Below are 24,239 nucleotides of genomic sequence, written 5' to 3' on the forward strand. Positions count from 1 at the left end.
GGAACGTGGCTCGGTCACTCACCGAGCGGCAAGAGAATAGCACGCTTTCCGTCACGGAACATCCACATTTCCTACGGATGAACAAGTGTTTACGAGCATGGCATGCGCTCATGTCCGAAAGATCGCTCAAAGATGCAGTTCACTTGGGATATAATCCATTTTCGCACGCGCCATTAGCTCAGTTGGATAGAGCAGGGGACTTCTAATCCCAAGGTCGACGGTTCGAATCCGCCATGGCGCACCCGCAACCTGTTTTCGGGGCACCACTTCTTTGGTGTCCCGTATTCGTTTTTTGAGCATGATTCTTTTCAAGCTTCCACTCGCAGAAGCTCGCAGCCTCTCCACACTCTTATGAATACATGCGGCCATACTAGTGAGCACGCCATATAAGAACCCACGAGCGACGGCAGTCCGCGTGCGCCCCCAGCACCAGGATGCCGTCGGCAAACTTGTATCCCCGATGCTTACAAACGCTTAGGCGAGAAGAAGGATGGTTCTCATGCCTGTATCAGACGTATATGGACGCGACCTCAAGTACCTACAGCTCCTCTCCCATCAGTTTCCCAATGAGCAGTCAGTTTTTACTGAGATCATTAATCTGCAGGCAATTTTGAATCTGCCAAAAGGAACCGAGCATTTTATGAGTGATGTGCACGGTGAGTACGAGGCATTCATGCATATCCTCAATAATTGCTCCGGCGTCATCCGTGAGCATGTAGACAATATCTTGGGCGAGAGCCTGTCGGCAGATGAGCGCGATGATCTTTGTACCCTCATCTACTATCCCCACGAAAAGCTCCGTATGCAGCGCAATGCCCGTGCAGACTCCCCGACCTGGTATCGCTCTATGCTCGGCCAGCTCATCACCGTTGCCCGAGCACTTTCCAGCAGGTATACAAGGTCAAAGGTACGCAAGGCCATTCCACATGATTTCTCATACATTATTGACGAGCTCTTGCACACGCACCCCGATGAGAACGACTACCGCGTGCGCTACCACGATCGTATTGTTGCCAGTATTTTAGAAACTGCGGCAACAGAGGAATTTATTATTTCTCTCGCGTCCCTCATCAAGCGCTTGGCTGTTGATCACCTCCATTTGGTTGGAGATATCTACGACCGTGGCGGCGGCTCAGCTCAAATCATGGATCGCTTGCTTGAGCGTCGTGGTAGGCTGGATATCCAATGGGGTAACCACGATATTTTGTGGATGGGCGCGGCCGCCGGAGAACCTGCCTGCATCATCTCTGTCTTGCGCAATAATTTGAGATACAACAATTTTGGCATCTTAGAAAACGATTATGGCATCTCTCTGCGCGAACTGGTAAGTTTTGCCGATCGCACCTATCGAGGCGGCGAGCGCATCACGCCGCTCATCAAAGCGATTAATGTCTTGCTGTTTAAGCTCGAAGGCCAAATTATTGCTCGCCACCCTGAATGGGATATGGAAGAGCGCCTCTTGCTCGACAAGATTGATCTTGAATCGGGCACGGTACGCTTAGGTGATGGGAAGATCTGGCCACTTGTTACCACCGACTTCCCCACCGTGAATCCCGAAGATCCCTATGCGCTCACTCATGCAGAAACGCGCATTGTAGATAAGCTCGTAGAAGAATTTTGCGATAGCAAGCATCTCAAGACGCATGTTGACTTTCTTTATTCTCACGGGTCGATGTATCTCGCGTATAACGAAAATCTGCTCTTCCATGGCTGCGTTCCTATGAACGAAGACGGTACCTTTACCTCAGTACGCTGTGGCGACGCATATTACTCAGGCAAGGCCTATCTTGACTTTTGCGATGAGATTGCACGGCGCGCCTGGCGCGAGGGCACCGATGATCCTGAGGCACTCGACTGGATGTGGTATCTCTGGATTGGCTATAAGTCCCCTGCGAGTGGGCGACTGGTCAAAACCTTTGAGCGCTCTTATATAGAAGATCGTTCAACCTGGGTAGAACCAATGGATCCGTATTTCTGCATAACAAAAGATGAGGCGGCGTGCACGCGCATCCTGCAAGAATTTAACATCGCTCCAACCGGCCATATTATTAACGGACATACTCCCGTCAAAACAGTCCAGGGAGAATCTCCAATTCGAGCAAATGGCAGGCTCTTGGTAATTGATGGAGGCTTCTGCCGTTCATACCACCCTAAGACCGGAATCGCAGGCTATACCCTCATCTATAGCTCTCGTGGCATGAGACTCAAGGCTCATGAAGCCTTTAAGAGCGTACACGATGCACTCACCAGAAATCTCGATATTAAGAGCGAGACTGACTTCTTTGCCCCCGTCACCTCGCGCATTATGGTGGGAGATACCGATAACGGCGAAGAGATTCGAGGGCAAATTCAAGACCTTCGCCGCTTGCTTGATGCCTATCGAACCGGACTCTTAGCTGAGCGCAAGTAGTGAGGCTCATGCCTTAGGCTGATGCGGCAGGGCGGGTACTTGTTCCGGGGATACCGGGCGAGCTTGGCAGCTGAGTAGCGCGCCTCATCCAGGTAGACACAGCCGAGTCAGCACTCGCGCCGAGCGAGCCTAGCGCAACGACGCACGTAAGCCAGGTAGATACTGAAGAGCTAGTACGAATAGGTCCAGCGCACGGTATCGCCATCGGAGAGCTCAGCTCGAGCAGCCGAGCGCCCCGGGTCTGCCCCATTAATGGTATAGGTCCAGCCACTGGTTGAACTTTGAGATGGATCGGCTGCATAGCCTCCAATGGCAGAAACGTATATGCCATAAACCGAGTCTTGAGCATTGACCGAGAGCCCTGTCCCAACCAGGGCGTCATACGCACTCGCTCCTGGCTCAAAAGTCAAACTGGTGTCGGCAAGCAGGCCTCCCCCACCCGAAGATGCATCGACTACGATCCTGATGCGCACCAGAGCCGGGCGCGAAGAAGATGTCTCTGAGGCTTGAGGAGGTGTTTCTTCTGAAGCGGCGGGTGCTTGAGAAGAGGCCGCAGCCGCACGCGAGTCTGCCTCCTCAGCTTGGCTCTTGTCGGCTTTCTGCTCTGAGCCTTGAGCAGGGCCTGCAGCCTGCCCATCTCTCGTTTCTGATACATCAGCTATGCCCTCAGCATGACCTGACGTATCGGCGTTTTGAGCTGCACTGGAAAGAGACGCGCTTCTGAGCCTGCCCTCAGAAGCAGGATGCAGGGCGTCAGGCAAGCTGAGCAGCAAGGCTGCGACGATGAGGCACAGAGACACTGCAGCTAAAAGCGTCGGTCGTATTCTCGCCTTCCACTCAGCTCGCGCGTCATCTTGAGTCTCTTGAGTCTTATGCACGTCTCTGCTCATGGGCACCTATTCCTCTCAGCCAGCGCAGCGCATCTCACGCGTGGTGTTTTTAGCACGCCACGTGCCAGTTACTCAGGCTGCTGACCACGACGCCAAGCGCTACTCCACCCTAGTTCTGCTTTCGTTGCCGCTTGAGCGCAAGCAGCCAGGCTCCCGATCCAATCAAACCCATAACCCCGAGACCTCCAAGAATCAAAGGCAGTATGGAGGGGCTTGTTTGACTCACGTAAGCCGCATGATCGGACAGCGCTTGCTCTTCCTTTGGTGAAGCTTGCACCTCATCCGAGGCGTCTAATGCCGAGCCATCTGATACCGACCTGGCTGCATCCTCGGCACGCGCGTCTTGCCGTACCGGACGGTGCGCTGGAGCTACCGTTTCAGAAGAATGCGTCCGTTGAGCCGAGGATTTCTGATCGGACGCGAGCGTCTGTTCCTCACCTGAAACAGCATCTGGGTCAGTTTTGTCAGATTGGTCATCGGTATGCGTATCCGTCTCGTCTTCCCGTTTGCCAGGCTTCTCTGGCTCATGAGCAGCTGCGTCTGCCTGAATTGCAAACAGGAGACCGTAATCGTTGCTGTAATAGAGCCTGCCTGTCGAATCACCAATCACACTTGCCGTGGTATAGGTACGCTGAGAAACGGCTGGAGAAAAAATTGTGGCAATGGATTGATTGGATGCGGTATAGCGAAACAGGGATCCAGACTCGGTGTTACAGGTAAAAAAGACATGGGTGTCGCCGGCAAGCTCCGCGATGAGAGGAGATGCCTTCACCTCAGCGCCAGAGGCTAAAAGATGCTCTTCAACCACGTGCATCGTTGCAAGATCAACGACCGAAAATACTCCCTGGCCGCCCTGAGCAATACCGCCGATATACGCCCGTCCCTTGCTGATTGCAGGCGTTGAGGTAGAAGTAGCCGCAAACTCAAGCTTGCCTGCAATCTTTAACTCATTGCCACTCCGAACAAGCTTAACCAAGGTAGCAGGAGCGCGGCCAACCGCTAAAAAGACCTCGCCATCCGCCTCGTTACCGGCTGAGGCAATCGTTGTGCGCACGGGAGCGCCTACCTGCACCTCAGATAAGGTTGTCCCCGTTGCAAGATCGATCAGGCGCACGCGCCCATCTTCACCACCAATAACGCAGGCGTCCTGAGACGAGGCTGCCGCACCTGCCCAGTAATACCCTGCTGCCTGCTCGCCTGCCTTAGACTCCTCAGTTCGCGTCCAAAGAACTGCTCCGTCTGCTATACGAACACAGACGAGTGCTCCTGCTTGAGCAGGGCCGGTATAAGAAACACCCGCAGCAAAGGGCGCGAGCACCACACCACCCATGACCGTCAAACTTGAGGCAGCCTGATAGCTCAGCGTACGACCTTGAAGATGAGGAGCTGGAAGTGCTGGAGTGCGCCAAACGCAGGTCAGCGTGTCTGCAGTAAACGCCGTTATCGACCCATCATTTGATGGAAGGATGATGAGACCCGACGCAAAAACAGGACGCGAGAAATATGAAGTCGTTCCAAAGGTTGGCGTGCGAGCAAGCATTGCTCCTGTTGCGCGATCAATCTTGATCAGCTCGGTATCCGTAGTGGTATACAGCGCAGATCCCCAAATAATGGGATCGCCTACCGATGCGAACTGCTGGCCTTCCCGCTTGAGATCAACCATCCAGGCCGCAGAAGCCGTGCCGGTTGGAACCAATGCCTCATGAAGCTGAGCCGTGCCTCCATTTCTAAAACCTGCCCACTCAGGATCACCTGTTGGACGGGGAGCGTTTGGATGAATGACCAAGGCACCCGGAGCTGCCGGGTCTTGACCTGCAGCTAAGTAGATCAGCTCAATGGTGTCACCATCTGAAAGCTGCGTCTTTTGAGGATAGGTTGTTGCCGGTTTACCATTGATGATGAACGACCAATAGCTCCACGCAGATTCAACCTGCTCGGTTTTAAGCGTGCGGCCATCGGGTGTAGTAATAGACCCGGGAGATCCGGTGCTCATGTCAAAGCTATAGCCTGCGCCCAGCAGCTGCTCAGAGAAAATATCCCAGGCTGTTTTAGCCTCACGTTTTTTAAAGCTCACCTGCGTTTTGGGCACCCAAATCTCTGCAATCGGTGCCTGAGCGGTGCCTGAAGCTGCCACACCTTGTACGCGTGCCGTTACCGTTTGGACAGCATCTGCTTCTGGATCAACCGAGCCACGAACGCCCTTTGCGGTAAAGGTCAACGAGACCGGCTGGTCGATGAGTTTTGCCAAGCGCACATCATCGGGATGTGCACGCGCAGTTGCTTCATAACGCTTATAGGTAAGCTGAGCATCTACCGTGACCTGGGTATCAAAGTCAGGGCGGGTAAGGTGAAGTGACTCACTGGTAAGCACCGTTTCTGCTGAGGAACGAAAGAGTCGCCAAGGCTGAGATGCCATTGGATCCCAGCCAGGTAGCGCGACCGGCTCAATGCCTCCCGGCACCAAAGATGCCAAGGTTGACCACTCAATTGAGCCGTCAGAAGCACGCTGCGCTGAGGCAAACGGTTTCAGATCTCCTTCAACAGCCGAGGCTGGCATGCCCGCCAAGAGACGCTTGCCAAAACCAGCCTTAACCTGCTCCATGAATGAAATGGCACGATCAAGCTCATTTTGAGCAAGTACCGCAATCGAATAGCTTCCAAGCTCACGAGTGACCGTAGTCCCCTCATAGCTTAAGGAGACGGTAAGTGTTGCCGAGCGCGGAGGATCTGCTGCAAGCGGACGCGTAACCTCTCCCCGATATCCGTCAATACGAATTGCCGCAGGATCACTGGAAGTGTAGGTGAGTTTATAGTACTTGCCATCTATCTTGAGGTCATGTGGGACAGAGAGGCGAATATCGCCCGCAAGCTCAGTATTTGTAAGCTCGGCTGAGGTGGCAAAATCACGCACACGCACCCGAGCCAACAGCGCCTTCAGCCTGCGCTCAATCTGGCGAGCACTTGCCCCCGAGCGCGGAGCCACCTCAATGGGATAGGCACGTTCATACGTTGTATCAGGAGCATTTCCATACCCCGGGATTGCAAGGCTCACCTGAGCCGTAAGCGTCACGGTAGCTGGTGTGGGCTGGTTCGTTATGCGCACCTGAACTTCAGGAGCACCCTGTACAAACCGTTCCTGTATACGCGCGACCGATGCATCTGAGGTTTCCCACGAAATCGTAGCAACGCGCAGGCCGTTTGCATCCAAAGAGCTTGGCAAGGTATAGGTTCCTGCTCCCTCAGGCACCGTGCCGGTTGCCAGCGGATCAGGAAGTACGAGCTTGGCTGCGGCGGCTTCAAGATAGCGCGCAACCGCATCCTCATTCCACGGCAGATGAGAGGCGCGACGCGGCCGATACTCACGCGTCGTCTCCCCATCGCTCAGCCGATAGACCGGTGTAAATTGAAGAAGTACCGAATAGTCAGTCGATGAGGTCTTTTGTGCTGGATCTAAAAAGAACCAAGTAATATCTCCGTTACTTGCACGATCAGTGCAGTCAATACCGCCTTGAGCGGAAGGATCGGTCGCTGAGAAGGTAGCAGAGATGATCTGAGAAGAAATGCCGGTATAGCCAAGGTCGGCCAAACGAGTCTCAATCATTCGATTCAGATTGGTATCGCGCCCATAGCGAGGCAAGGCTCGGTAGCCACCAAAGCCATCAGCAGTAAGTGCCGCAACAGCCTGATCGAGCTTGGACTCGCTTGCCTCATCTGTAGCCTGATCTTGGCTCGTGCCAGCATCGCTGGCTAAAGAAGGCAGCTCAGTGACGTTTGCAGAAGACGCTTCGCCCGCTTTGGCACCGGTGTGCTCAGATACGGCAGGGTTGGCAGGATCGGTTTGGGCTGCTTGCAATGCATCAGATATGGCCGCAGCTCCCGTTTGCAAGCCAGCTTGAAGTCTGGCGGTATCAGATGCTGCATCATGGCGCAAATCGGCAGAGACGGAGTCGCCTGTCTCTAAAGAAGATGACTGAAGCTGAGTACCGCCCGGTATCGCATCAGCTTCGCTTGCCAAGCTTGGCTCATGCACGAAAGACGTAGACTCTTCGCTTACAGCCTGGCTATACGCCTCAGCGAACGCAGATACCGGAGAGCCTATGGCCAAAGCTCCCACTAAAACCCCGACAATGAGGATGCGAGCACGCGCCCTTCCCCTGAGTGCCATGCGGGTAGGCGCTGCCAGGATTTGATGTGTACCAAGAAGCTGAACAGAAGGCTCAGCGCCATGCTGTGGGGATCCGTGCATATCGGATTTCCTTTCTCCAGGGTTCGCCTTGGGAGGTCATCCAAAGCAAGAGGTGGGAGGCGATCCGGCTTATTCGACAGCGGCGATACAATGGCGATGCGCCCACGTGCGCTTCTCGCAACAATCCCCGCTTCGAAATCACGGTTGCTGGTACAGCCGAGGATTTTTACCCCTGTTCCCCTAGGCAGATCTCTGCCCACGCGAAGCTGCGTCTCCACCCGAACCAATGATTATCACGTTAGCCTGAGTATAGAAGAGCTATCGCATCAGGGATACGACAACGGGGTGCCAATTGAGATGAGCGGTATGAGCGGAATCAGCTCAGCGAGCGTCAGAGCTCATAGCGTGAGGAATACGGTGCAAGCACGGCATGATGCCAATGGCACGACCATCTCGCGCGGCATAGCCGACTGGTTGCGAAACCTCTTCGTCGGTCTATTCTTATTTCAGCAGGTCAGAAGGCTGATGCTTGTTCTAGAGCCTTCAACCTTCAAGCTGAACTTAAACTCTATAGTTGCTCCATAATCCAAGGAAGGCACAGCTCAAAACCCATCCTGAACCTTCAACTTGACCCTTAAACTTGTCTAAGGTTCAAGTTGAACTCTAAGGAGGTAGTACACTCGGTGCAGCAATATCCGAGTTACTGAGGATGGCAGATGAACACTTCTCTTACGTCCCACCGCGCCCTCGCTGTTGGAGCAGCCCTTGCTTTTGCCCTTGTTGGCGGAGCAGTTCTGCCCCACCAGGCTCAAGGCATTACCTATGAGACTGAAGCTCGCATCAACGAGACGCAGCGTCGTGTTGAAGAAAGTGCACGCATCTATGAGCAAGCTGTTGCCAAACTCGCTGAGCTCCAGAATCGCATTGATGCCAATACCGCTGAGATCGAGCAGCTCAAGGCTCAGCTCCCCGCTCAACGCGAAAAGGCTGGCCGCGCTATGAAAAGCACCTATAAGGCCAAGCAGGGCACCAATGCCGTGATGAGCATGGTATTTGGCTCTGAATCCTTAGACGAGCTCCTCTCACGCATCACCTATCTCGATCAGATTCAATCGTCTAATACGCAAGCACTCGATGTATTAGGAAAGACCAAGCGCGAGCTTGAACGTCAAGAAACCGAGCTTGCTCAGGCCAAACGCCAGGCTCAAGAAGAAAAAGAAACAGCTGATGCTGCTCTGGCTGAGGCCAAGCGCCTGCGCGCAGAGGCACAAAAGACAGCTGATGCAGAAGCTGCCAACGAGCTTGAAGCCCTTACCCGCGCTGCGCAAGAGCAGGCGGAAGGCCAGGGTACACAACCTGTATACGCTGCGGCCACCGTTTCCCCGGTTGACTGGAGCCTTGATTTGGATGCCTTCATTGAGGCCTGGGCACCACGGATTGATGCCTATCTTGCCGGCTCTCCGCTTGAGGGCTATGGCGCAAGCTTTGCACGTGCCGCCTGGACCTACGGTGTTGATCCACGCTTCTCCCCTGCCATCGCAAATACCGAAAGTTCTAAGGGTCAGCATCTCTTCCGCGAGCACAATGCCTGGGGTTGGGGCCAAATTGACTTCTCAAACTGGGAAGAGGCTATTGATACCCATGTTCGTGGCCTTGCCCAAGGCTATGGCTATACCATCAGCGTCAGCGGAGCAAAAAAGTATTGCCCGCCTAATTGGTTTAACTGGTATAACAACACCTCTGCCGAGATGGCACGTATCTAAGCGCTCCGCGCACTTCTCGAACGTACACTCCTTACGCGCCTAAATCCCCTGGTGCCCGTAGGCTTGCGGGTAAAACCGGATCGCTCGGAGTTTGTGTAATGAGCCGAGCTGGGGAAGCGATGCTTAATCACATGTTGAAGCTGCCTCGCCGCTGTTACAGCACAGGCTCGCTGGGCAAAAACGTTGCCAAGCCGTCGCGAATGAAACGCTGATATGCACGAAGCCCCGGCAACAGCGCCACTTCGTCAAAGATGAGCGTCTCGGTATGCAAACCTGAGCTTGCAAATGGAATACGAGCATCCTCTGCGCTTTCCAGCAACTCAGTGCAAGGATGAACCGGCTCCCCTACGCCCAATAAGAGAAAAAGACCAGGTAGGCTTTGTTGATAAAACGAAAAGTCCTCAGCAATGAGCAACGGATCACGTAAATAAGAAAGGGCGGGAGTCTGATCGCTCGCTCCTAAAAGCCCGCGCGCCCATTCCCAAAGCCCTCGATCGTTGATCACCGGTGGGTAGCCCTCAGCAAAATCAATTGAGCCCGTACAACCAAAGCGCTCACAACTCACTCGCAAGGCTTGCGCCAAGACCTCTTGGGCCTTGCGAAACATCGCGTCAGAAAATACTCGAAGACTTCCAGCAACCGTTGCCGATCCAGCAACCGCATTAATGACAGTTCCTGCAGAAAACTGGCCAAACCGGCAAATACAGGGTTCTTGCCGTCCAAGTTCTTCTAGCCCGGCGTGAGCTGCAGCAACAAAGGCAGCGCCAGCCAAGAGAGCATCAGAGCTTTGAGCATCAGATAGGCCAAACGTCTTTGCAATATGGCGAGGAGTCCCTGCGATCTTGACATGGGTCTCACTTGCACGTGCCAGTAAAGCTCCAGGACGCGACCAGATGGTTCCTGCTGGCAGATCAGGCCAGACATGAAAGCCCACAATGGCTCGAACGCGATACTCATCAAAAACGCCAGATGCAGTAACTTCTCGCGCACCGCCATCAGTCTCTTCCGCTGGCTGAAATACCAAAAGCACATTGGCAGGAAGGGTCGTTTTTGTGCGCACCATGCGATCCAAATACATTGCCGCTGCAAGAACCATGGCCATATGAGCATCATGTCCACAGGCATGCATACAGCCCGCATGCTCAGAAGCAAAACTAACGCCTGTTCGCTCAGCAATCGGCAAGGCATCCATATCAGCACGCAGTGCGAGGGCATCTGTGCCATCAGAGGCGGTTTGAAAAAAAGCACAGACCGTATCGGCAGAGGGGTGAAACACCGTACAAGCGAGATCGTTCAGCACGGCTTCGATATAGGCGATGGTTTTTGGCAGATTGCGATCAAGCTCAGGTATGCGGTGAAGATCACGGCGAAATCTTCTGAGTAGGCTCAAATCCTCGGTAGTTGTGTGGGTCATAGCCATATGCCTCCATCATCGCTCGTACAGAGTAGCCATCATAGCGCGAGCAGATCTGCCTTCTTTTTCTCACTCCTTGCATTTCAAGGAGATGAACAAGGGCAAAAAATGTACTCTCTCATGATACAGTGGATTCATCCGATAGAGGTGCGAATGCGAAGAAGCATGGCCGAGCCGGCGGGCAAAGACACCATGCGGGGGCGTATCCGCCGAATTCATCGTTCGGGCGCGGGCGATGGGTGGGTTCGTAGGAAATACCTGCGAAACTGTCTGCAGAACATGCAGGTGCGCTATTCGGCAAAGGCTACCGATCGCAAAATTGTGTTGCAGCCTTTGCGTAGGTGCCCTGCAAGAAAGGGCCCAGCGTGGAACACGAACCAGACATTGCTCAAACAGCTCACTACACAGATAAGCGCCCCTTTGTGTCTAAGCAGGTGCTCGAGAAGATCTGCGAAACATACCCAACTCCTTTTCACCTCTATGATGAGGCCGCGATTCGCAAAAATGCGTGTGCGGTTCATGAGGCCTTTGCTTGGAACCCAGGTTTCATGGAGTACTTTGCTGTGAAAGCAAATCCTAACCCGGCGCTCATTCGCATCTTGGCAGAAGAGGGTTGCGGGCTCGATTGCTCGAGTGAAACTGAACTGATGATTGCCCAGGCTTCAGGTATTGAGGGCTCAAAGATCATGTTCTCCTCAAACGACACACCCGCACAAGACTTTGTACTCGCGCGCAGGCTTGGTGCCATCATCAATTTTGACGATATTACGCACATCCCCTTCTTTGAATCTGTTGCAGGGCCGGTGCAAAAAACCGTGAGCTGCCGGTTTAACCCGGGCGGTCTGTTTCGCCTCGCAACAGGCATTATGGGAAGTCCGGGAGACTCCAAATATGGCATGACCGAGCCTCAGCTTTTTGAGGCCTTCCGCATGCTTAAAGATCGCGGAGCAGAAACCTTTGGCATCCACGCCTTCCTAGCAAGCAATACCACCTCTGATGAGTATTATCCTGCCCTTGCTCGCACCTTGTTTGAGCTTGCCGTGCGCTTAAAGAACAAGACAGGTTGCAAGATTGGCTTTATTAATCTCTCGGGAGGAGTTGGTGTTCCCTACCAGCCCGAAGAGACTCCAGCCAATATTGCTGCCATTGGCAAAGGTGTACAACAAGCCTACGAAGAAGTGCTCGTACCAGCAGGCATGGACGATGTTGCAATATATTCTGAGATGGGACGCTTTATGCTCGCCCCCTATGGATGCTTGGTAACCCGTGCCATTCATGAGAAGCATATCTATAAAGACTATATTGGAGTCGATGCAAACGCCTGCAATCTTATGCGGCCTGCCATGTATGGTGCCTACCACCATCTCTCAGTTGTTGGCCAACCAGGAGGCCCAGATAAAACCTGCCTTGAGCCAGATCATGTCTATGACGTAGTTGGCAACCTCTGTGAGAACAACGATAAGTTTGCAATTGACCGGGCACTTCCTCAGGTAGAGATCGGCGACCTCATCGTGATTCATGACACGGGCGCTCACGGACATGCCATGGGCTACAACTACAATGGGCGTCTGCGCTCTGCAGAGGTACTTCTTAAAGAAGATGGAACAACGCAGCTCATCCGCCGCGCTGAGCGAGCTGATGATTATTTTTCTACCCTCGATGTCCTCCCGGCCGGACAAACACTCATTCAAATGGCAACTCAGCAGCACAGCTGATGCACAGAAGGGAATCTATTATGGACGTCAGACAACTGAGCGGATCAATCGTTGCACTCGTTACTCCTTTTTCTGAAGACGGATCGGTCGATTTTGAAGCGCTTGAGCGCTTAGTAGACTTTCATGTCAACAACGGAACCGATGCTATTTTGGCCTTGGGCACCACGGGTGAAAGCTCCACGATGAGCGATGAAGAAGATAATGAGGTCATACGTGCCGTCGTGGCACAAGTAGCAGGCCGGATTCCCGTCATTGCCGGAGCAGGCTCAAATAGCACAGCCACGCAAATCGCCAAGAGCCGCACCTATGAAGCGCTCGGGGCGGACGCCTTGCTGATTATTACGCCCTACTACAATAAGTCGAGCGAAGAAGGGATCTATCGCCATTTAGCAGACACCGCCGATGCCACCTCAATCCCCTGCATTCTCTATAACATTCCGGGACGTACGGGCTGTTCAATCTCGGTTGCCAATGCCCGCCGGCTCTCACGCCACCCCAATATCATGGGTATCAAGGAAGCCAGTGGAAATGTAGCCTACGCAGCGCAAATTGCACGCTTCCTCTCTGATGAATTTCGCATGTACTCAGGTGAAGATGCGCTGACCGTACCCTTAATGGCATTGGGTGCCTCTGGAACCATCTCAGTCTGGGCTAATATTGAGCCTGCAAAGGTACATGAGATGTGCGCTTCATTCTTGGCTGGCAATATTGAACAAGCGCGTGCGCTCCAACTTGCTGGTCTACCTATCATTGATGCCCTCTTTAGCCAGGTGAACCCCATTCCGGTTAAGGAGGCGCTCGCGCAGATGGGACTGCTTGAGGCTCCACACTACCGTATGCCACTCATTGCTATGGAAGGCTCGGCGCGCGATATTGTGACGCGTGCCCTCAAGGAGGCTGGTCTTTGTGATTAATCTTGCCATTGTTGGCACCGGTCGTATGGGTTCACTCATCAAAAGCACTGCTCAGCGTAGTCTCACCACAGCAGGAGATCCAGTTTTTTCTGTTGTTGCCCACATTGATGAAAACACCGAACCGCGCGAAGGGCTAGAAGACCTCGATGTCGTGATCGACTTTTCTGCGCCCGCCGCCTTACCTCTTATTGCTGAGCTGATTGAGCAAAGCGGCGCTGCACTCGTGAGTGGAACTACCGGCTATACCCCAGAGCAGATGAAACGCCTCGAGAGCCTTCAGGCATATGGGGCAATTCTTCATTCGGGAAACTACTCAATTGGCATTGCTGCTCTCCGACATCTTGTTGATCAGGCCTGCCGCGAACTTGCTGGCTTTAATATTGAGATTGTTGAGTGCCACCATAACCAAAAGGTCGATGCGCCGAGCGGAACCGCACGGCTCTTACTTGATACCATCATTGCTGCCAAGCACGATGAAGGGCAGGGAACCTTTGAGCCAATCTATGGACGCGAAGGCCTCTTAGGCCCTCGTCAGCAAAACGAGATTGGTGTACACGCTCTGCGCGGAGGAACCGTGGCTGGTGTACATACCGTTTCATTTTTTGGCGAGGATGAAGAAGTAGAACTCACCCACCGAGCTGGGAGTCGTCAGATCTTTGTAACCGGAGCACTTGCTGCTGCAGAGCGCATGGCAAAGGCAAGCCCTGGCTTATATACCTTTGATGAGATCATGTTTGGATCAGGCCCCGCACCAGCCATATCCTAGGAACCGAGCATATATACAACCACGAGAAAGGAAGACTATGAGTGATCAGACGTGCCCAGAAGACATCTCACACACCGAGCCGCTCACAGCTGAAGAGATCATCTCCTATATTGCCAACGCTCCAAAAAAAACGCCGGTCAAGCTCTATGTGCGAGAGCGCACAGGCTCGCGTATCAACTGGGGATCTGCCCATGTCTATGGTGGGCATGAGGGTCGTGTCATTGTAGGCGACTGGAGTGAGATCGGCTCTATTCTTGCTGAGCATGCAGATGATATTGAGTACTTTGATCTGGAAGCAGATAGAAGAAACTCCGCGATCCCTCTGCTTGACGTACAAGATATTCATGCGCGCATTGAGCCGGGTGCTATCATCCGCGAGCATGTAAAAATTGGCTCCGGCGCGGTGATCATGATGGGTGCCATCATCAATATTGGCGCTGAAATTGGCGAGGGCTCCATGATTGATATGGGAGCTGTTTTGGGCGGCCGTGCAATTGTAGGGAAACACTGCCATATCGGTGCCGGAACAGTGCTTGCAGGCGTTGTTGAGCCGGCAAGTGCCACCCCGGTCACCATTGAAGATGATGTGGTCATCGGTGCCAATGCCGTAGTTATTGAGGGCGTACGTGTTGGTGCAAAGGCGGTAGTAGCAGCTGGCGCTGTCTGTGTTGAAGACGTTCCCGCAGGCGCGGTTGTTGCCGGGGTGCCCGCACGCGTCATTAAGGTTCGCGATGATGCGACTGATGCAAAAACTGGTCTGGTAGAGGCTCTACGCCAGCTGTAACAGCCAAGGCCGCAATCTTCTCAAAGAAACTCACGCGTGCCCCGCGCAGTTCGCCTCCCATTGCTTGGATATCAAGCAATGGGAGGTTTTCCTATGCACGAAGATGTGAGGCTTCGTATCTCAGAGCTGCGCGCTCATCACACGCGCCCGTTAGCGATTCTCAATCGAGGCGATATTTTTGAGCGAGATCGAAAGTAGACCATTTGGCTCTTGCACAAACTCAATCAGATCGGTGTTGACCGCAAGTTCAGCCGGAAAACTGATGGTAATGCCCGTATCCGTTTTGATCCGTTGGTTTCGAACCTGGGGACGCTCAATTTGAGTGCGCTCAACTGCCACCCGCTCAGGTATTTGCTCCTCCTGTAAGGCTGAACGCACCGCCTCTCGCATAACAGGCTCATCCTCAAATGCTGCGTCCACCGCTTCCCACGGTGGCAGCTCATCATCTTCGGTCACCGCATCCACAAGAGCTGTCTTTACGCGGGCAACTGCCACGGCAGGATTTGTGCCGTGATCTTCTGCTACGCGCTCAACTGCACGTGAAACCGATGTGATGGTCTCTGAGGCTGAAGCACCTTCACCACACTCCAACAGACCTTCCGGGATGAGCATCCGATCCTCTCCCGCAATCTTGCGCATCACATCTTGGTAAAAAATCTCAAGCGAGGATGTGCGAATGAGCGCAAAGCTGGCAATCTTTTGTGAAGGGTTGGGAAGGATAGCAAAACGCCGGCGGATATCGTTTGCGACACGATCTCCTGAGTGCGACACCTCATGCATATAGGCTTGTTTGCTTTCGAGCAGAAGAATCGCAAACCAGCGCGCATCTTCATCATCAGTACAGTCTACGATGAGCACATCGGTTGCGGTTGCCTTATCTGCCCGAATAAGTTCGCCCGATAAAAACTCCCCCACCTGGTGCGCTATATCTAAAAACTCACGCGTTCCAAAAAGATAGTTCGAGAGCTCCCCCGCAAAAGCAGAGGACTCGCGAAAGGTAGAGCGCCGAGCATCAGGCCGATTACGAGCACGTTTTACATGCCCCGACACAAAGGTGCGCACCGCTCGGCTTTCTACATCGAGCTCACGATCACTCATAACGCTGATCCCTGAATCGAGATCAATTACGTGCAAAACAGCATGGTTCAGCTTCACGAAGGGATGCTCGCTTTCCTTTGTAAACCTCTATGCAAAAGCCGGGCAGCAACAGACCACCCGGCTCAAAAGCAGATGAGAACTTAGGCTGAGAAATCAACCTTATCCATAATGGCACGCAGAGCTCCTGCGCTCTCGTTCAGTTGGCGGCGCTCTGACTCATCAATCTCAACGGGCACGCGGGTTACCACACCGGCTCTACCCACAACCGTTGGCATAGAAATGCAGATGTCATCAAGGCCATACTCGCCCACCATCAGGCTTGATACCGGCAAGACGCACTTCTCATTGCGCATCACCGCAGTACAAATGCGGCGTACCGTCATCGCAATGCCATAATACGTGGCACGCTTCTTTTCAATAATCTCATACGCGCTATTCTTTACGTCCTCAGCAATGCGCGCCTCTGCCGTTTTGTGATCGTGATGCCCGTGAAGCTCACAAAACTCATTCAAAGGCACACCAGCAACCATAGCGCTTGACCAGGCAACCAGCTCAGAATCACCATGCTCACCCATCACATAGGCATGAACATCGCGTGGATCAACATCCACATGAGCACCCAGCATATAGCGCAAACGAGCCGTATCTAAGACCGTTCCCGATCCAATAACGCGACCCTCAGGCAAGCCGCTCATTTTCACTGCTGCATAGGTGAGGACATCAACCGGGTTGGACACGATGAGCAAAACGCCCTCAAATCCGCTTTTGCGAATCTCTGGAATGATGGTCTTAAAAATGCCCACGTTTTTCGTCACCAGATCAAGGCGGGTCTCACCAGGTTTTTGGGCAGCTCCGGCCGTGACCACAATCATGGCGGCGTCAGCCACATCAGCGTAATCACCCGCGTAGATCTTCATGGGGTTCGCAAACGGAACACCGTGGGCAATATCTAAGGCCTCGCCCTCAGCACGACTGCGATCAACATCAATGAGCACCATTTCGGAAAACAGACCACTTTGCATGATGGCAAAGGCAGATGAAGATCCCACAAAACCGCAGCCAATAATGGCAATTTTTCTGTCATTAATCATATGAGCACCCTTTCTTACTCAAAGCACCTTCGTGCCGATTGTTATTTGATGGTACAGCAGATATACCCTCCTGAGCCCGCCGCACTCAGTGGTTTTCCTCTTGAGCGAGCTGGTCAATCTCATCGAGCCAAAGTTGCGCGGTAGCGTCACTCGGCATCCTCCAGTCCCCCCGGGGGGAAAGTGAAACCGAACCTACCTTAGGGCCATCCGGCAAACAGCTCCGCTTAAACTGCTGCGAGAAGAAGCGGCGATAAAATACAGCAAGCCATGTGCGAATCGTCTCTGGATCATAGGTATCTGCAAAGGCTCGACATGCCATGCGCCAGATCTTTCCCGGACGCTCCCCAAAGCGCACGAGGTAATACAGGAAGAAATCATGTAGTTCATAAGGGCCTACGAGGTCTTCTGTGCGCTGAGCAATCTCTCCCTCACCTGTTGGAGGCAAAAGCTCTGGAGACACGGGCGTGCTCAGAATATCCTCTAAGATCGCTGCGGTCTCAGTCGAAGATGTACGTGCAGCATAGGCTACGAGATAGCGAACCAAGGTCTTGGGGACTCCGGCATTCACCCCATACATACTCATATGATCTGCGTTATACGTTGCCCAGCCGAGCGCCAGCTCAGAGAGGTCGCCCGTACCCACCACCAAACCATGAAGCTCATTGGCCAGATCCATCAAAATCTGTGTGCGCTCACGCGCCTGAGCATTTTCAAAGGTCACATCGACCACAGCCGGATCATGCTCAATATCGGCAAAGTGTTGGCTCACCGCATCTCCAATGGGTATGACCCGAAAATCCACACCAAGGGCGCACGCGAGGCGCTCAGCATTCGTGCGCGTCCGCGAAGTGGTACCAAAGCCGGGCATAGATACGGCATGGATACCTGAGCGATCAAGATCCAACAGGTCAAACGCTCGAGCACAGACTACCAAGGCAAGGGTGGAATCAAGCCCACCAGAAAGTCCCAGTAAAACAGAGGTGGTCTTTGTATGTGCCAGCCGCGTGGCTAAGCCCGTTGCCTGAATCCCCAAGATGGTTTCGCAGCGGTGAGCAAGGTCTGAATCGGTTGGTGGTACAAAAGGATGGGCTGACCATGAACGATTTGTTTCAAGCGCATAGCGCAGCGGCTGTGCTTTCGCTCCAAACGAAAAGGGAATGATGGTGGGCTGACTCATGCCCTCTGCCAAGCAAGCCGTAGTATCTTTTGCCCATGTGCTCGAATGGCGGCGCTCAGAAACCAGACGCACCAGATCAATATCAGCAACCGCTATATCAGAGGAAAAGAGCTTTGTCTCAGAGAGGATCGCACCGTTTTCTGCAATGAGATTTGCACCAGCAAATACCAGATCGGTCGTGGACTCTCCCCATCCAGCATCAGCATAGGCATACGCGCAAAAAAGCCGAGCGGAGGTAGAAGAAATAAGCTGGCGTCGCCACGCTTGTTTGCCAACCAGCTCATCTGAGGCAGAAAGATTGAGCATGACCGTTGCCCCACCGCATGTTGCCATCGTATTTGAAGGTGGATTGCTCACCCAAAGATCCTCGCAGATCTCTACTCCAATACGGATAGCTTCTGCTCCCTCATCAGTACAAGCAAAAACAAGGCCTGAACCTAGGCATACATCTTGTCCGAACATGCGAATCTGAATCGGACGCGCGGGTGCCTCAGAAAACCAGCGTGTTTCATGAAATTCACCGTGGTGAGGTAGGTTGTGCTTACCGACGAGACCCAGGAGGCGACCCTGAAAACATATGGCAGCAGCGTTATACAGATGATGTTCGTACGCAACAGGCATACCAATCGCTATGAACAGCGGAAGATCTGCTGTTTCAGCAAGAATCCGCTGCAGCGCAGCGCGCGTTGCCTCAAGCAGTGTGCGATCTAAGAAAAGATCCTGCGCGGTATAACCCGTAAGCACCAGCTCAGGCAAGACAAGCGCAGAAACACCAGCCGATGCTGCCGAGCGAATGGAGCTCAGCACTGCCTCCGTATTAGCTAAGACGTCACCCACACGGATGCGGGGCGTGGCCGCTGCAATGCGAAAAAAGCCATCTGCACAAGAATCCATCGGTGCTCCTCTCATCTGCGCAGTCACCGGTATTGTACCGCGCTCATCCAACAGCCTGGCGTGCGCCCCCGATCGGGCCTGGTGCAGTGTCCAGAGCCAAGGTCGATCTTCACGGAGCCCTCACGTGTGTCTCATATTTCTGAACTCAAGGACGCGGCGGGAGACGAGCGCCAATTCGGGTAGTACTCTCATAGACCTCAAAGAGCTTCAAGGGGGATCTGATGGCATCGAAACAAGACGGCGCTTCGAAAACCGAAACGATCGAAACGAGCCGCCAAGCCACACAACACTTAGGCGTCAATATTGACGCGACTCAACCAATTCCAGTTAAGCAGACAGGCCTGCTCTCTGACATCTCACTCACCCAACTTTTTGCCGGAGCTGGAGCGGCGGCAACTTCAGTCCTGCTTGCCTCACGGCTCGGTGTCTATGGATCGGTCATCGGTGCCGCCATTAGCTCGGTGGTCACCGTTATTGCAACTCAGCTGTATCGCCGTGCCCTTGCAGCAGGAGCTCGCCGCATTAATCGAACTATGGAGAGCACCTCCTCGCCTGCCCCTGGCTCTGCCGCCGAGCGCCTCCAAGGCATTGCGCCCATTGCTGGTACGAACGTGCAAGCAGATGCTCATCGTGCAAGCTACGACGATGGCAGACCGATCTTTACCTGGCGCGGCATGGGTAGCAAAGCGATTATCTTTTCTATTATCGCCGCAATACTTGCCGTAGCCCTCAGTGCTGGTGCCATTCTGTTCTTCACACGCGGTGAGGGCGTAGGTGAGCGACCAAAACCCGTTATCCAAGTCGACCAGCTGCTCGGCCGCACCTCCCAACAAAGCCAGGAGGTGCCAGGAATCTCAGATACGCACAAAACAGATACCGATCATGACGCGGAAGCGCAGCGCGAGGCAAGCGATACCAACACGCCGAATAAAACAGCTCAGACAGACGAGAACAAGACCACCCAAACAGACAAAGGCAAAGAGAATGCAAAGGGCGAAGCTGGAACAGAAGATCTGAGTGAGAAACCCAATAAGCAAACGGGAGAAACCTCAGACACGCAAACTCCTGAGGAAGGGAAAGCGCCTGAAGATCCGAGCCGTCCAAAGCAGGATGGGCGCGCGGATGCTGGCAAGCCTCAAACACCTGCAGAAAAGCCATCGGGAGCCTAGGTAAGAGCCGATACATCGGCAGGCATCGGCTTCAGCGCCTGCTGAAACAGCATGAGCTGAGTCGCTCTGCATGATCTCTGCCAGAAACTCTTAGACGCGCGTGGTGGATGAACAGCGTTGGAGCGGAGTCCTGCATGCACACTCATTGCAGAGCAGAAACGAAGCTCCTGCAGAAACCGCGCAGAGGGCTTAAGATTGCAACACGACATAAAGGATTGAGGTACCCATGGCGCGCAGCGAAACCCCCACGCTTTCTGAACAGAATCGACTGTTTTTCTACGAGCTCTTACGAAGGCAGATTGGCCTTGATCGCCAGGTATTTTTGCCACGTATTGAAGAGGTTCTTGTAGCAGAAAACCTCACCGGGGAAGACCTCGGTTTCTCAAGCACACGCGAACTCATGAAAGCCTTGGGCGACATGGTGAACCTCACCGTTTTTAAGGGAGGCCGCGTCTATGTTCGGATTCCAACCCGGCCTTCTTGGGATGCGATCTTAGATGCTGAAAAGACAACCAAACCAACCAAGCCTCAACGCCGCCGTCGGCAGGCTCGTGCCCTTAAGCCGCAGCGTCCACGCCGTGTGAAGCCGAAAGAACCGAGCTCGACCGAACCGAAGGCACACGTCGCATCTCAGACGCTGAGCTCCGAGCGTGCTGCACATCCTCAAAGCGCTGGTGTTTCCAGCGCTCAAACAACGGCTCAAAACAAAGCTCTCGAGCAGGCTTCAGATGCTCAAAGCGCTGCCGTTCCACGTGCTCACGCCGAATCTACCCTGCAAGATGAAGCGGCCGTTGATACTCAATGCTCCCCCCATACCCCAGAAGCTGCTGACACCCAAACTCCGACAATGCGCACGACTGTTGCTGGCACAGAACCGGCTTCAGGCTCTCAAGCAATGCCCGACGCTCAAATCGAGCCTGCCGAAGAAGCTGCCATGCAATCTTCATCACGTATCAAAGCAGATGCTGGTTCACACGTTGCCCTACACACTCAAGTTGCTGGCACAGAACCGGCTTCAGGCTCTCAAGCAATGCCCGACGCTCAAATCGAGCCTGCCGAAGAAGCTGCCATGCAGCCTTCATCAAGTATCAAGGTAGCTGCTAGTTCACACGTTGCCCTACACACTCAAATAACCTCACTCCCGCAGTCCACCTCAGGGGTTCAAACAGCTGCTCACGTTCAAACAGAGTCCACTGCCCCACCCCAGCTGCGCATCACAGCAAGTCCGCAAGAGCAAGTTCAGCCACGCGTGCAGCATGACGATGCAGCGTGCCCAGACACACCACCCTCTGAGCGTGCCTTGGCTGAATACCCGCGTGACTTCTCTTCTGAGGTGTACATCCCAGAAGCTCTTCTCGCTCGCCTTATGGGTCTCACGCTCACAGGTACCGACGTGCTTGCCTTACTCACTGACGACTTTCGCATTGCTCGCGGACTCGCGCTCATCACCGGCACCCGCAATCGTGCACGCTTTCCCTTGCGCTTTGCAAGTACAGCGGGCACCCCGCTTACGGTCACTATCAGCAAAACGACGGGCGCGGCAAACACAGGTGGGTGGATGCTTGAAGAGATCCAAGGGAATGAAGCTTATCTCCGAACTGCTTAGATGGAGCCCTTCTCTGGCGAGGAGAACATGAGCAGCTCACCGATCCTGTTGTAGCAGCCTTGCAAGAACTCGGACGCAACATCTACCTTGACCCCAGCTCACTTGACGCGCTTGCTCGCGCAGCTTGGCCTGGCGAGTGGACAGCTCATGCACTCCGCATTCAGCTTGCGCTTGCCCTGCGCACGCAAACACATCGCAGAGAACACGATCTTTTGAACGGCGATAAGTCGGCAGATCAAGCGCCATCTGATGCAGACAGTCATGCAGAAACAACTACCCTTGCTACCGGTCTTTTTACTCAAGATGGAAGTCCGCTCATCGTAGAGCTCGCCCCAACACAAGACGATATTCCTTTGAGACTCACATATACCCCCTGTAGGTAGGCACGCCTCGCACCCGCACGCAGCCACGCTTTTCAGCTCACATAGTTCAGCTGTTCAGCAGCCGGCGTGCTACACATGTCTTCGCACTCTCCTAAGATGAGTTCCCGAGCACCTTACTAGAACATATGTTCGTGTATACTGGGTTCGGGAGGGCATGTATATGGGAACTACACAGTCGTATCTTTGTATCGATCTCAAAACCTTTTACGCCTCGGTTGAGTGCGCAGACCGTGGGCTGGATCCTTTTACGACAAACCTCGTCGTTGCTGATCCCACACGCGGTCAATCAACCATTTGCTTGGCAGTAAGCCCTGCTATGAAACGGCTCGGTGTGCGCAATCGTTGTCGCGTATTTGAGATTCCCCCATCCATTCGCTATATCACCGCCACCCCGCGCATGCAGCGTTATATGGAGGTTTCCGCCCAGATCTATGGTATATATCTGGAATACCTCAGTCCCGAAGATATCCATGTCTACTCAGTAGACGAATGCTTTATAGATGCGAGCCCCTACCACGGGCTCTATGGTTCAGACACGCACCAGCTCGCACGCATGCTCATGGACGCTGTACTGAGCCGCACGGGTGTCTCGGCGGCCGCTGGTATTGGAGAGAATTTATTTCAGGCAAAGGTTGCCCTCGATATCACAGCCAAGCATAGCCCCGACGGCATTGGCGTGCTGGATCATGCGCGCTTTCGCAGCGAAATCTGGCCACACCGCCCACTCACCGATATCTGGGGCATTGGGCGAGGCATTGCCACCCGTCTTGCTCGATATCACGTGTTTGACCTCATGAGCCTTGCTGCGCTCGATCCTGCAATCCTGTATCGAGAGTTTGGCGTAAAGGCCGATCTGCTCATTGCGCATGCTCATGGGAGGGAATCTGCCACCATCAAAGATATTCAGAGCTGGCAACCAAAGGCCTCATCGCTGATGAGCGGCCAGATTCTCATACGAGACTACAGCTTGGATGAGGCGCGTGTAGTTCTGCGCGAGATGGTTGATACGGCCGTTCTCGATTTGGTTCAGCGTCGCCAAGTTGCCGGTGGCATCAGCCTCAAGGCGGGCTATACCTGGAAGGGATCAGCGCATCATGGCCTTCAATCACCGAGCAAGGCCGGCGGCTCACAGAAGCTTTCAGGGCATACGGCATCTTTCGCTGAGCTCTGGCCAGCCTTCTTACAGCTCTTTACTCATCGGGTTGATCCTACCTGCCCTATCCGGCGGCTCGCCATTGGTCTCTATGATCTTGCGCCTGAAGCAAAGGCAGATATCAACCTATTCACCAATGTGCGTGCGCTTGAACGTGAGCGCCGACTTGCTCATACCGTCAATGACGTAAAGAGCCGATTCGGGAAAAACGCTTTACTGCGAGGCACGAGCTTTCGACCAGGAGCAACTGGTCGCGAGCGCAATGAGCAGATCGGAGGCCACCGTGCTTAACCAGATGCCACGCAAAAACAATCGTCAGTGGGAGATGGCAGAGGCTAAGATTTCGGCCAGTCGAGCAGCTCAGTTTGCACCCTTTGCGGCACTTTCTGGATATGAGGCTCTCATCCGCAAGCGCGAGCATATGCCTGAGCCTCGCCACGAGCCAACCGAAGAAGAGGCACGAGCCCTCTCCAATGCCGTAATGCAAATCAAACGGGGAGATCTGATTCGGGTCACTTGCTATGAACACGGTCGTTATCGAACTCGAGCAGGCAAGGTCAGCGAGATTATCCCTACGCTCAAACGCCTGGTATTAGACGGACACCCAGTCTTTTTTGATGACATTCGCTCGATTGAACGCTAGAAAACTCTGCTCGTGCAGCTCACATGGTCGGACAACACACCACCAGATGCCACCATATCAGTGGGCGTAGGTAGCCAATTTTTGTACGCGCCGGTTGCGGTCGAGAATCATCGCCGCGTGAAGAACCTTACCGACCGGTGAGCAGCCGCTATATCAGACAGCGCACCCAGCCTGCAAACGTGC

The 24,239-nt window shown here is 53.8% G+C and carries 17 protein-coding genes, 1 tRNA gene and 1 riboswitch; of the genes, 12 read left to right on the forward strand and 6 right to left on the reverse strand.

Annotated elements, in window-relative coordinates; all coding sequences use genetic code 11:
- Nucleotides 1–167: 167 nt before the first annotated feature.
- A tRNA-Arg gene (locus K6V98_RS00625) sits at nucleotides 168–241 on the forward strand.
- Between the two features lie 258 nt (nucleotides 242–499).
- Nucleotides 500–2,410 carry a fructose-1,6-bisphosphatase gene (locus tag K6V98_RS00630; protein WP_222198596.1) on the forward strand — a complete coding sequence of 637 codons (1,911 nt, stop codon included), beginning with the start codon at nucleotides 500–502 and terminating at the stop codon, nucleotides 2,408–2,410.
- Nucleotides 2,411–2,580: 170 nt separating this feature from the next.
- Here the strand turns inward: K6V98_RS00630 and K6V98_RS00635 are convergent, their stop codons facing one another.
- Together K6V98_RS00635 and K6V98_RS00640 are read right to left on the reverse strand one after the other, a co-directional pair.
- Nucleotides 2,581–3,300: a DUF4430 domain-containing protein gene (locus tag K6V98_RS00635; protein ID WP_222198597.1), complete on the reverse strand. Its 720-nt coding sequence runs from the start codon at nucleotides 3,298–3,300 to the stop codon at nucleotides 2,581–2,583.
- Nucleotides 3,301–3,409: 109 nt separating this feature from the next.
- On the reverse strand, nucleotides 3,410–7,546 hold the full coding sequence (locus K6V98_RS00640) for an outer membrane protein assembly factor BamB family protein (protein WP_222198598.1): 4,137 nt from the start codon (nucleotides 7,544–7,546) through the stop codon (nucleotides 3,410–3,412).
- 656 nt (nucleotides 7,547–8,202) lie between these two features.
- On the opposite strand from K6V98_RS00640, the gene K6V98_RS00645 reads away from it, so the two are divergent.
- A complete protein-coding gene (locus tag K6V98_RS00645; RefSeq protein ID WP_222198599.1) occupies nucleotides 8,203–9,249 on the forward strand; it encodes a coiled-coil domain-containing protein in 1,047 nt (348 codons plus the stop codon).
- A 154-nt stretch (nucleotides 9,250–9,403) separates the two neighbouring features.
- Here K6V98_RS00645 and K6V98_RS00650 read toward each other — a convergent pair whose 3' ends face one another.
- A complete protein-coding gene (locus K6V98_RS00650; protein ID WP_222198600.1) occupies nucleotides 9,404–10,669 on the reverse strand; it encodes an amidohydrolase in 1,266 nt (421 codons plus the stop codon).
- A 128-nt stretch (nucleotides 10,670–10,797) separates the two neighbouring features.
- Nucleotides 10,798–10,964: riboswitch (Lysine riboswitch) on the forward strand.
- A gap of 64 nt (nucleotides 10,965–11,028) precedes the next feature.
- Here K6V98_RS00650 and K6V98_RS08745 point away from each other — a divergent pair.
- The 4 genes from K6V98_RS08745 to dapD are packed head-to-tail and all read left to right on the forward strand — an operon-like array spanning nucleotide 11,029 to nucleotide 14,842.
- The gene (locus K6V98_RS08745) at nucleotides 11,029–12,378 is read left to right on the forward strand and encodes a diaminopimelate decarboxylase (protein WP_222198601.1); all 1,350 of its coding nucleotides are present in this window, start codon (nucleotides 11,029–11,031) and stop codon (nucleotides 12,376–12,378) included.
- A 20-nt stretch (nucleotides 12,379–12,398) separates the two neighbouring features.
- Complete coding sequence (gene dapA / locus K6V98_RS00660) at nucleotides 12,399–13,292, forward strand: 4-hydroxy-tetrahydrodipicolinate synthase (RefSeq protein ID WP_222198602.1); 894 nt, start codon at nucleotides 12,399–12,401, stop codon at nucleotides 13,290–13,292.
- A complete protein-coding gene (gene dapB, locus K6V98_RS00665; RefSeq protein WP_222198603.1) occupies nucleotides 13,285–14,058 on the forward strand; it encodes a 4-hydroxy-tetrahydrodipicolinate reductase in 774 nt (257 codons plus the stop codon). The genes dapA and dapB overlap by 8 nt, the downstream gene beginning before the upstream one ends.
- A 37-nt stretch (nucleotides 14,059–14,095) precedes the next feature.
- Nucleotides 14,096–14,842: a 2,3,4,5-tetrahydropyridine-2,6-dicarboxylate N-acetyltransferase gene (dapD, locus tag K6V98_RS00670; RefSeq protein WP_306792635.1), complete on the forward strand. Its 747-nt coding sequence runs from the start codon at nucleotides 14,096–14,098 to the stop codon at nucleotides 14,840–14,842.
- 150 nt (nucleotides 14,843–14,992) lie between these two features.
- On the opposite strand, the gene K6V98_RS00675 is transcribed toward dapD, so the two are convergent.
- The 3 genes from K6V98_RS00675 to K6V98_RS00685 form a co-directional block, all read right to left on the reverse strand.
- Entirely contained in the window at nucleotides 14,993–15,997 is a 1,005-nt protein-coding gene (locus K6V98_RS00675; protein ID WP_222198604.1) for a nucleoid-associated protein, read from the reverse strand.
- Nucleotides 15,998–16,080: 83 nt separating this feature from the next.
- Nucleotides 16,081–17,031, reverse strand: coding sequence for an L-lactate dehydrogenase (locus tag K6V98_RS00680; RefSeq protein ID WP_222198605.1), 951 nt, complete (start codon nucleotides 17,029–17,031; stop codon nucleotides 16,081–16,083).
- 85 nt (nucleotides 17,032–17,116) lie between these two features.
- The gene (locus tag K6V98_RS00685) at nucleotides 17,117–19,102 is read right to left on the reverse strand and encodes an NAD(+) synthase (RefSeq protein ID WP_306792636.1); all 1,986 of its coding nucleotides are present in this window, start codon (nucleotides 19,100–19,102) and stop codon (nucleotides 17,117–17,119) included.
- A 221-nt stretch (nucleotides 19,103–19,323) separates the two neighbouring features.
- Between K6V98_RS00685 and K6V98_RS00690 the strand changes: the two genes are divergently transcribed.
- The 5 genes from K6V98_RS00690 (at nucleotide 19,324) to K6V98_RS00710 (ending at nucleotide 24,056) form a co-directional block, all read left to right on the forward strand.
- On the forward strand, nucleotides 19,324–20,271 hold the full coding sequence (locus K6V98_RS00690; RefSeq protein ID WP_222198607.1) for a hypothetical protein: 948 nt from the start codon (nucleotides 19,324–19,326) through the stop codon (nucleotides 20,269–20,271).
- Between the two features lie 226 nt (nucleotides 20,272–20,497).
- Nucleotides 20,498–21,877: a hypothetical protein gene (locus K6V98_RS00695; RefSeq protein WP_222198608.1), complete on the forward strand. Its 1,380-nt coding sequence runs from the start codon at nucleotides 20,498–20,500 to the stop codon at nucleotides 21,875–21,877.
- 59 nt (nucleotides 21,878–21,936) lie between these two features.
- Nucleotides 21,937–22,260, forward strand: a complete 324-nt coding sequence (locus tag K6V98_RS00700) for a hypothetical protein (RefSeq protein ID WP_222198609.1) — start codon at nucleotides 21,937–21,939, stop codon at nucleotides 22,258–22,260.
- Nucleotides 22,261–22,420: 160 nt separating this feature from the next.
- Nucleotides 22,421–23,704 (forward strand): Y-family DNA polymerase, encoded by a 1,284-nt coding sequence (locus tag K6V98_RS00705; RefSeq protein ID WP_306792637.1) that lies wholly within the window; start codon nucleotides 22,421–22,423, stop codon nucleotides 23,702–23,704.
- Nucleotides 23,697–24,056 carry a hypothetical protein gene (locus K6V98_RS00710; RefSeq protein ID WP_222198611.1) on the forward strand — a complete coding sequence of 120 codons (360 nt, stop codon included), beginning with the start codon at nucleotides 23,697–23,699 and terminating at the stop codon, nucleotides 24,054–24,056. The genes K6V98_RS00705 and K6V98_RS00710 overlap by 8 nt, the downstream gene beginning before the upstream one ends.
- Nucleotides 24,057–24,239 lie beyond the last annotated feature (183 nt).

Origin of the sequence: Collinsella ureilytica, assembly GCF_019795105.1 — a bacterium.
Taxonomy (GTDB): Bacteria; Actinomycetota; Coriobacteriia; order Coriobacteriales; family Coriobacteriaceae; genus Collinsella; species Collinsella ureilytica.

Bases quoted from the DNA above. Each gene is read 5' to 3' on its own strand.
- K6V98_RS00695 (WP_222198608.1), top strand. From the start codon at position 20,498: ATGGCGCGCAGCGAAACCCCCACGCTTTCTGAACAGAATCGACTGTTT.
- dapD (WP_306792635.1), top strand. From the start codon at position 14,096: ATGAGTGATCAGACGTGCCCAGAAGACATCTCACACACCGAGCCGCTC.
- K6V98_RS00705 (WP_306792637.1), top strand. From the start codon at position 22,421: ATGGGAACTACACAGTCGTATCTTTGTATCGATCTCAAAACCTTTTAC.
- K6V98_RS00640 (WP_222198598.1), bottom strand. From the start codon at position 7,546: ATGCACGGATCCCCACAGCATGGCGCTGAGCCTTCTGTTCAGCTTCTT.
- K6V98_RS00685 (WP_306792636.1), bottom strand. From the start codon at position 19,102: ATGGATTCTTGTGCAGATGGCTTTTTTCGCATTGCAGCGGCCACGCCC.
- dapA (WP_222198602.1), top strand. From the start codon at position 12,399: ATGGACGTCAGACAACTGAGCGGATCAATCGTTGCACTCGTTACTCCT.
- K6V98_RS00690 (WP_222198607.1), top strand. From the start codon at position 19,324: ATGGCATCGAAACAAGACGGCGCTTCGAAAACCGAAACGATCGAAACG.
- K6V98_RS00680 (WP_222198605.1), bottom strand. From the start codon at position 17,031: ATGATTAATGACAGAAAAATTGCCATTATTGGCTGCGGTTTTGTGGGA.
- K6V98_RS00635 (WP_222198597.1), bottom strand. From the start codon at position 3,300: ATGAGCAGAGACGTGCATAAGACTCAAGAGACTCAAGATGACGCGCGA.
- K6V98_RS00630 (WP_222198596.1), top strand. From the start codon at position 500: ATGCCTGTATCAGACGTATATGGACGCGACCTCAAGTACCTACAGCTC.
- K6V98_RS00650 (WP_222198600.1), bottom strand. From the start codon at position 10,669: ATGGCTATGACCCACACAACTACCGAGGATTTGAGCCTACTCAGAAGA.
- K6V98_RS00645 (WP_222198599.1), top strand. From the start codon at position 8,203: ATGAACACTTCTCTTACGTCCCACCGCGCCCTCGCTGTTGGAGCAGCC.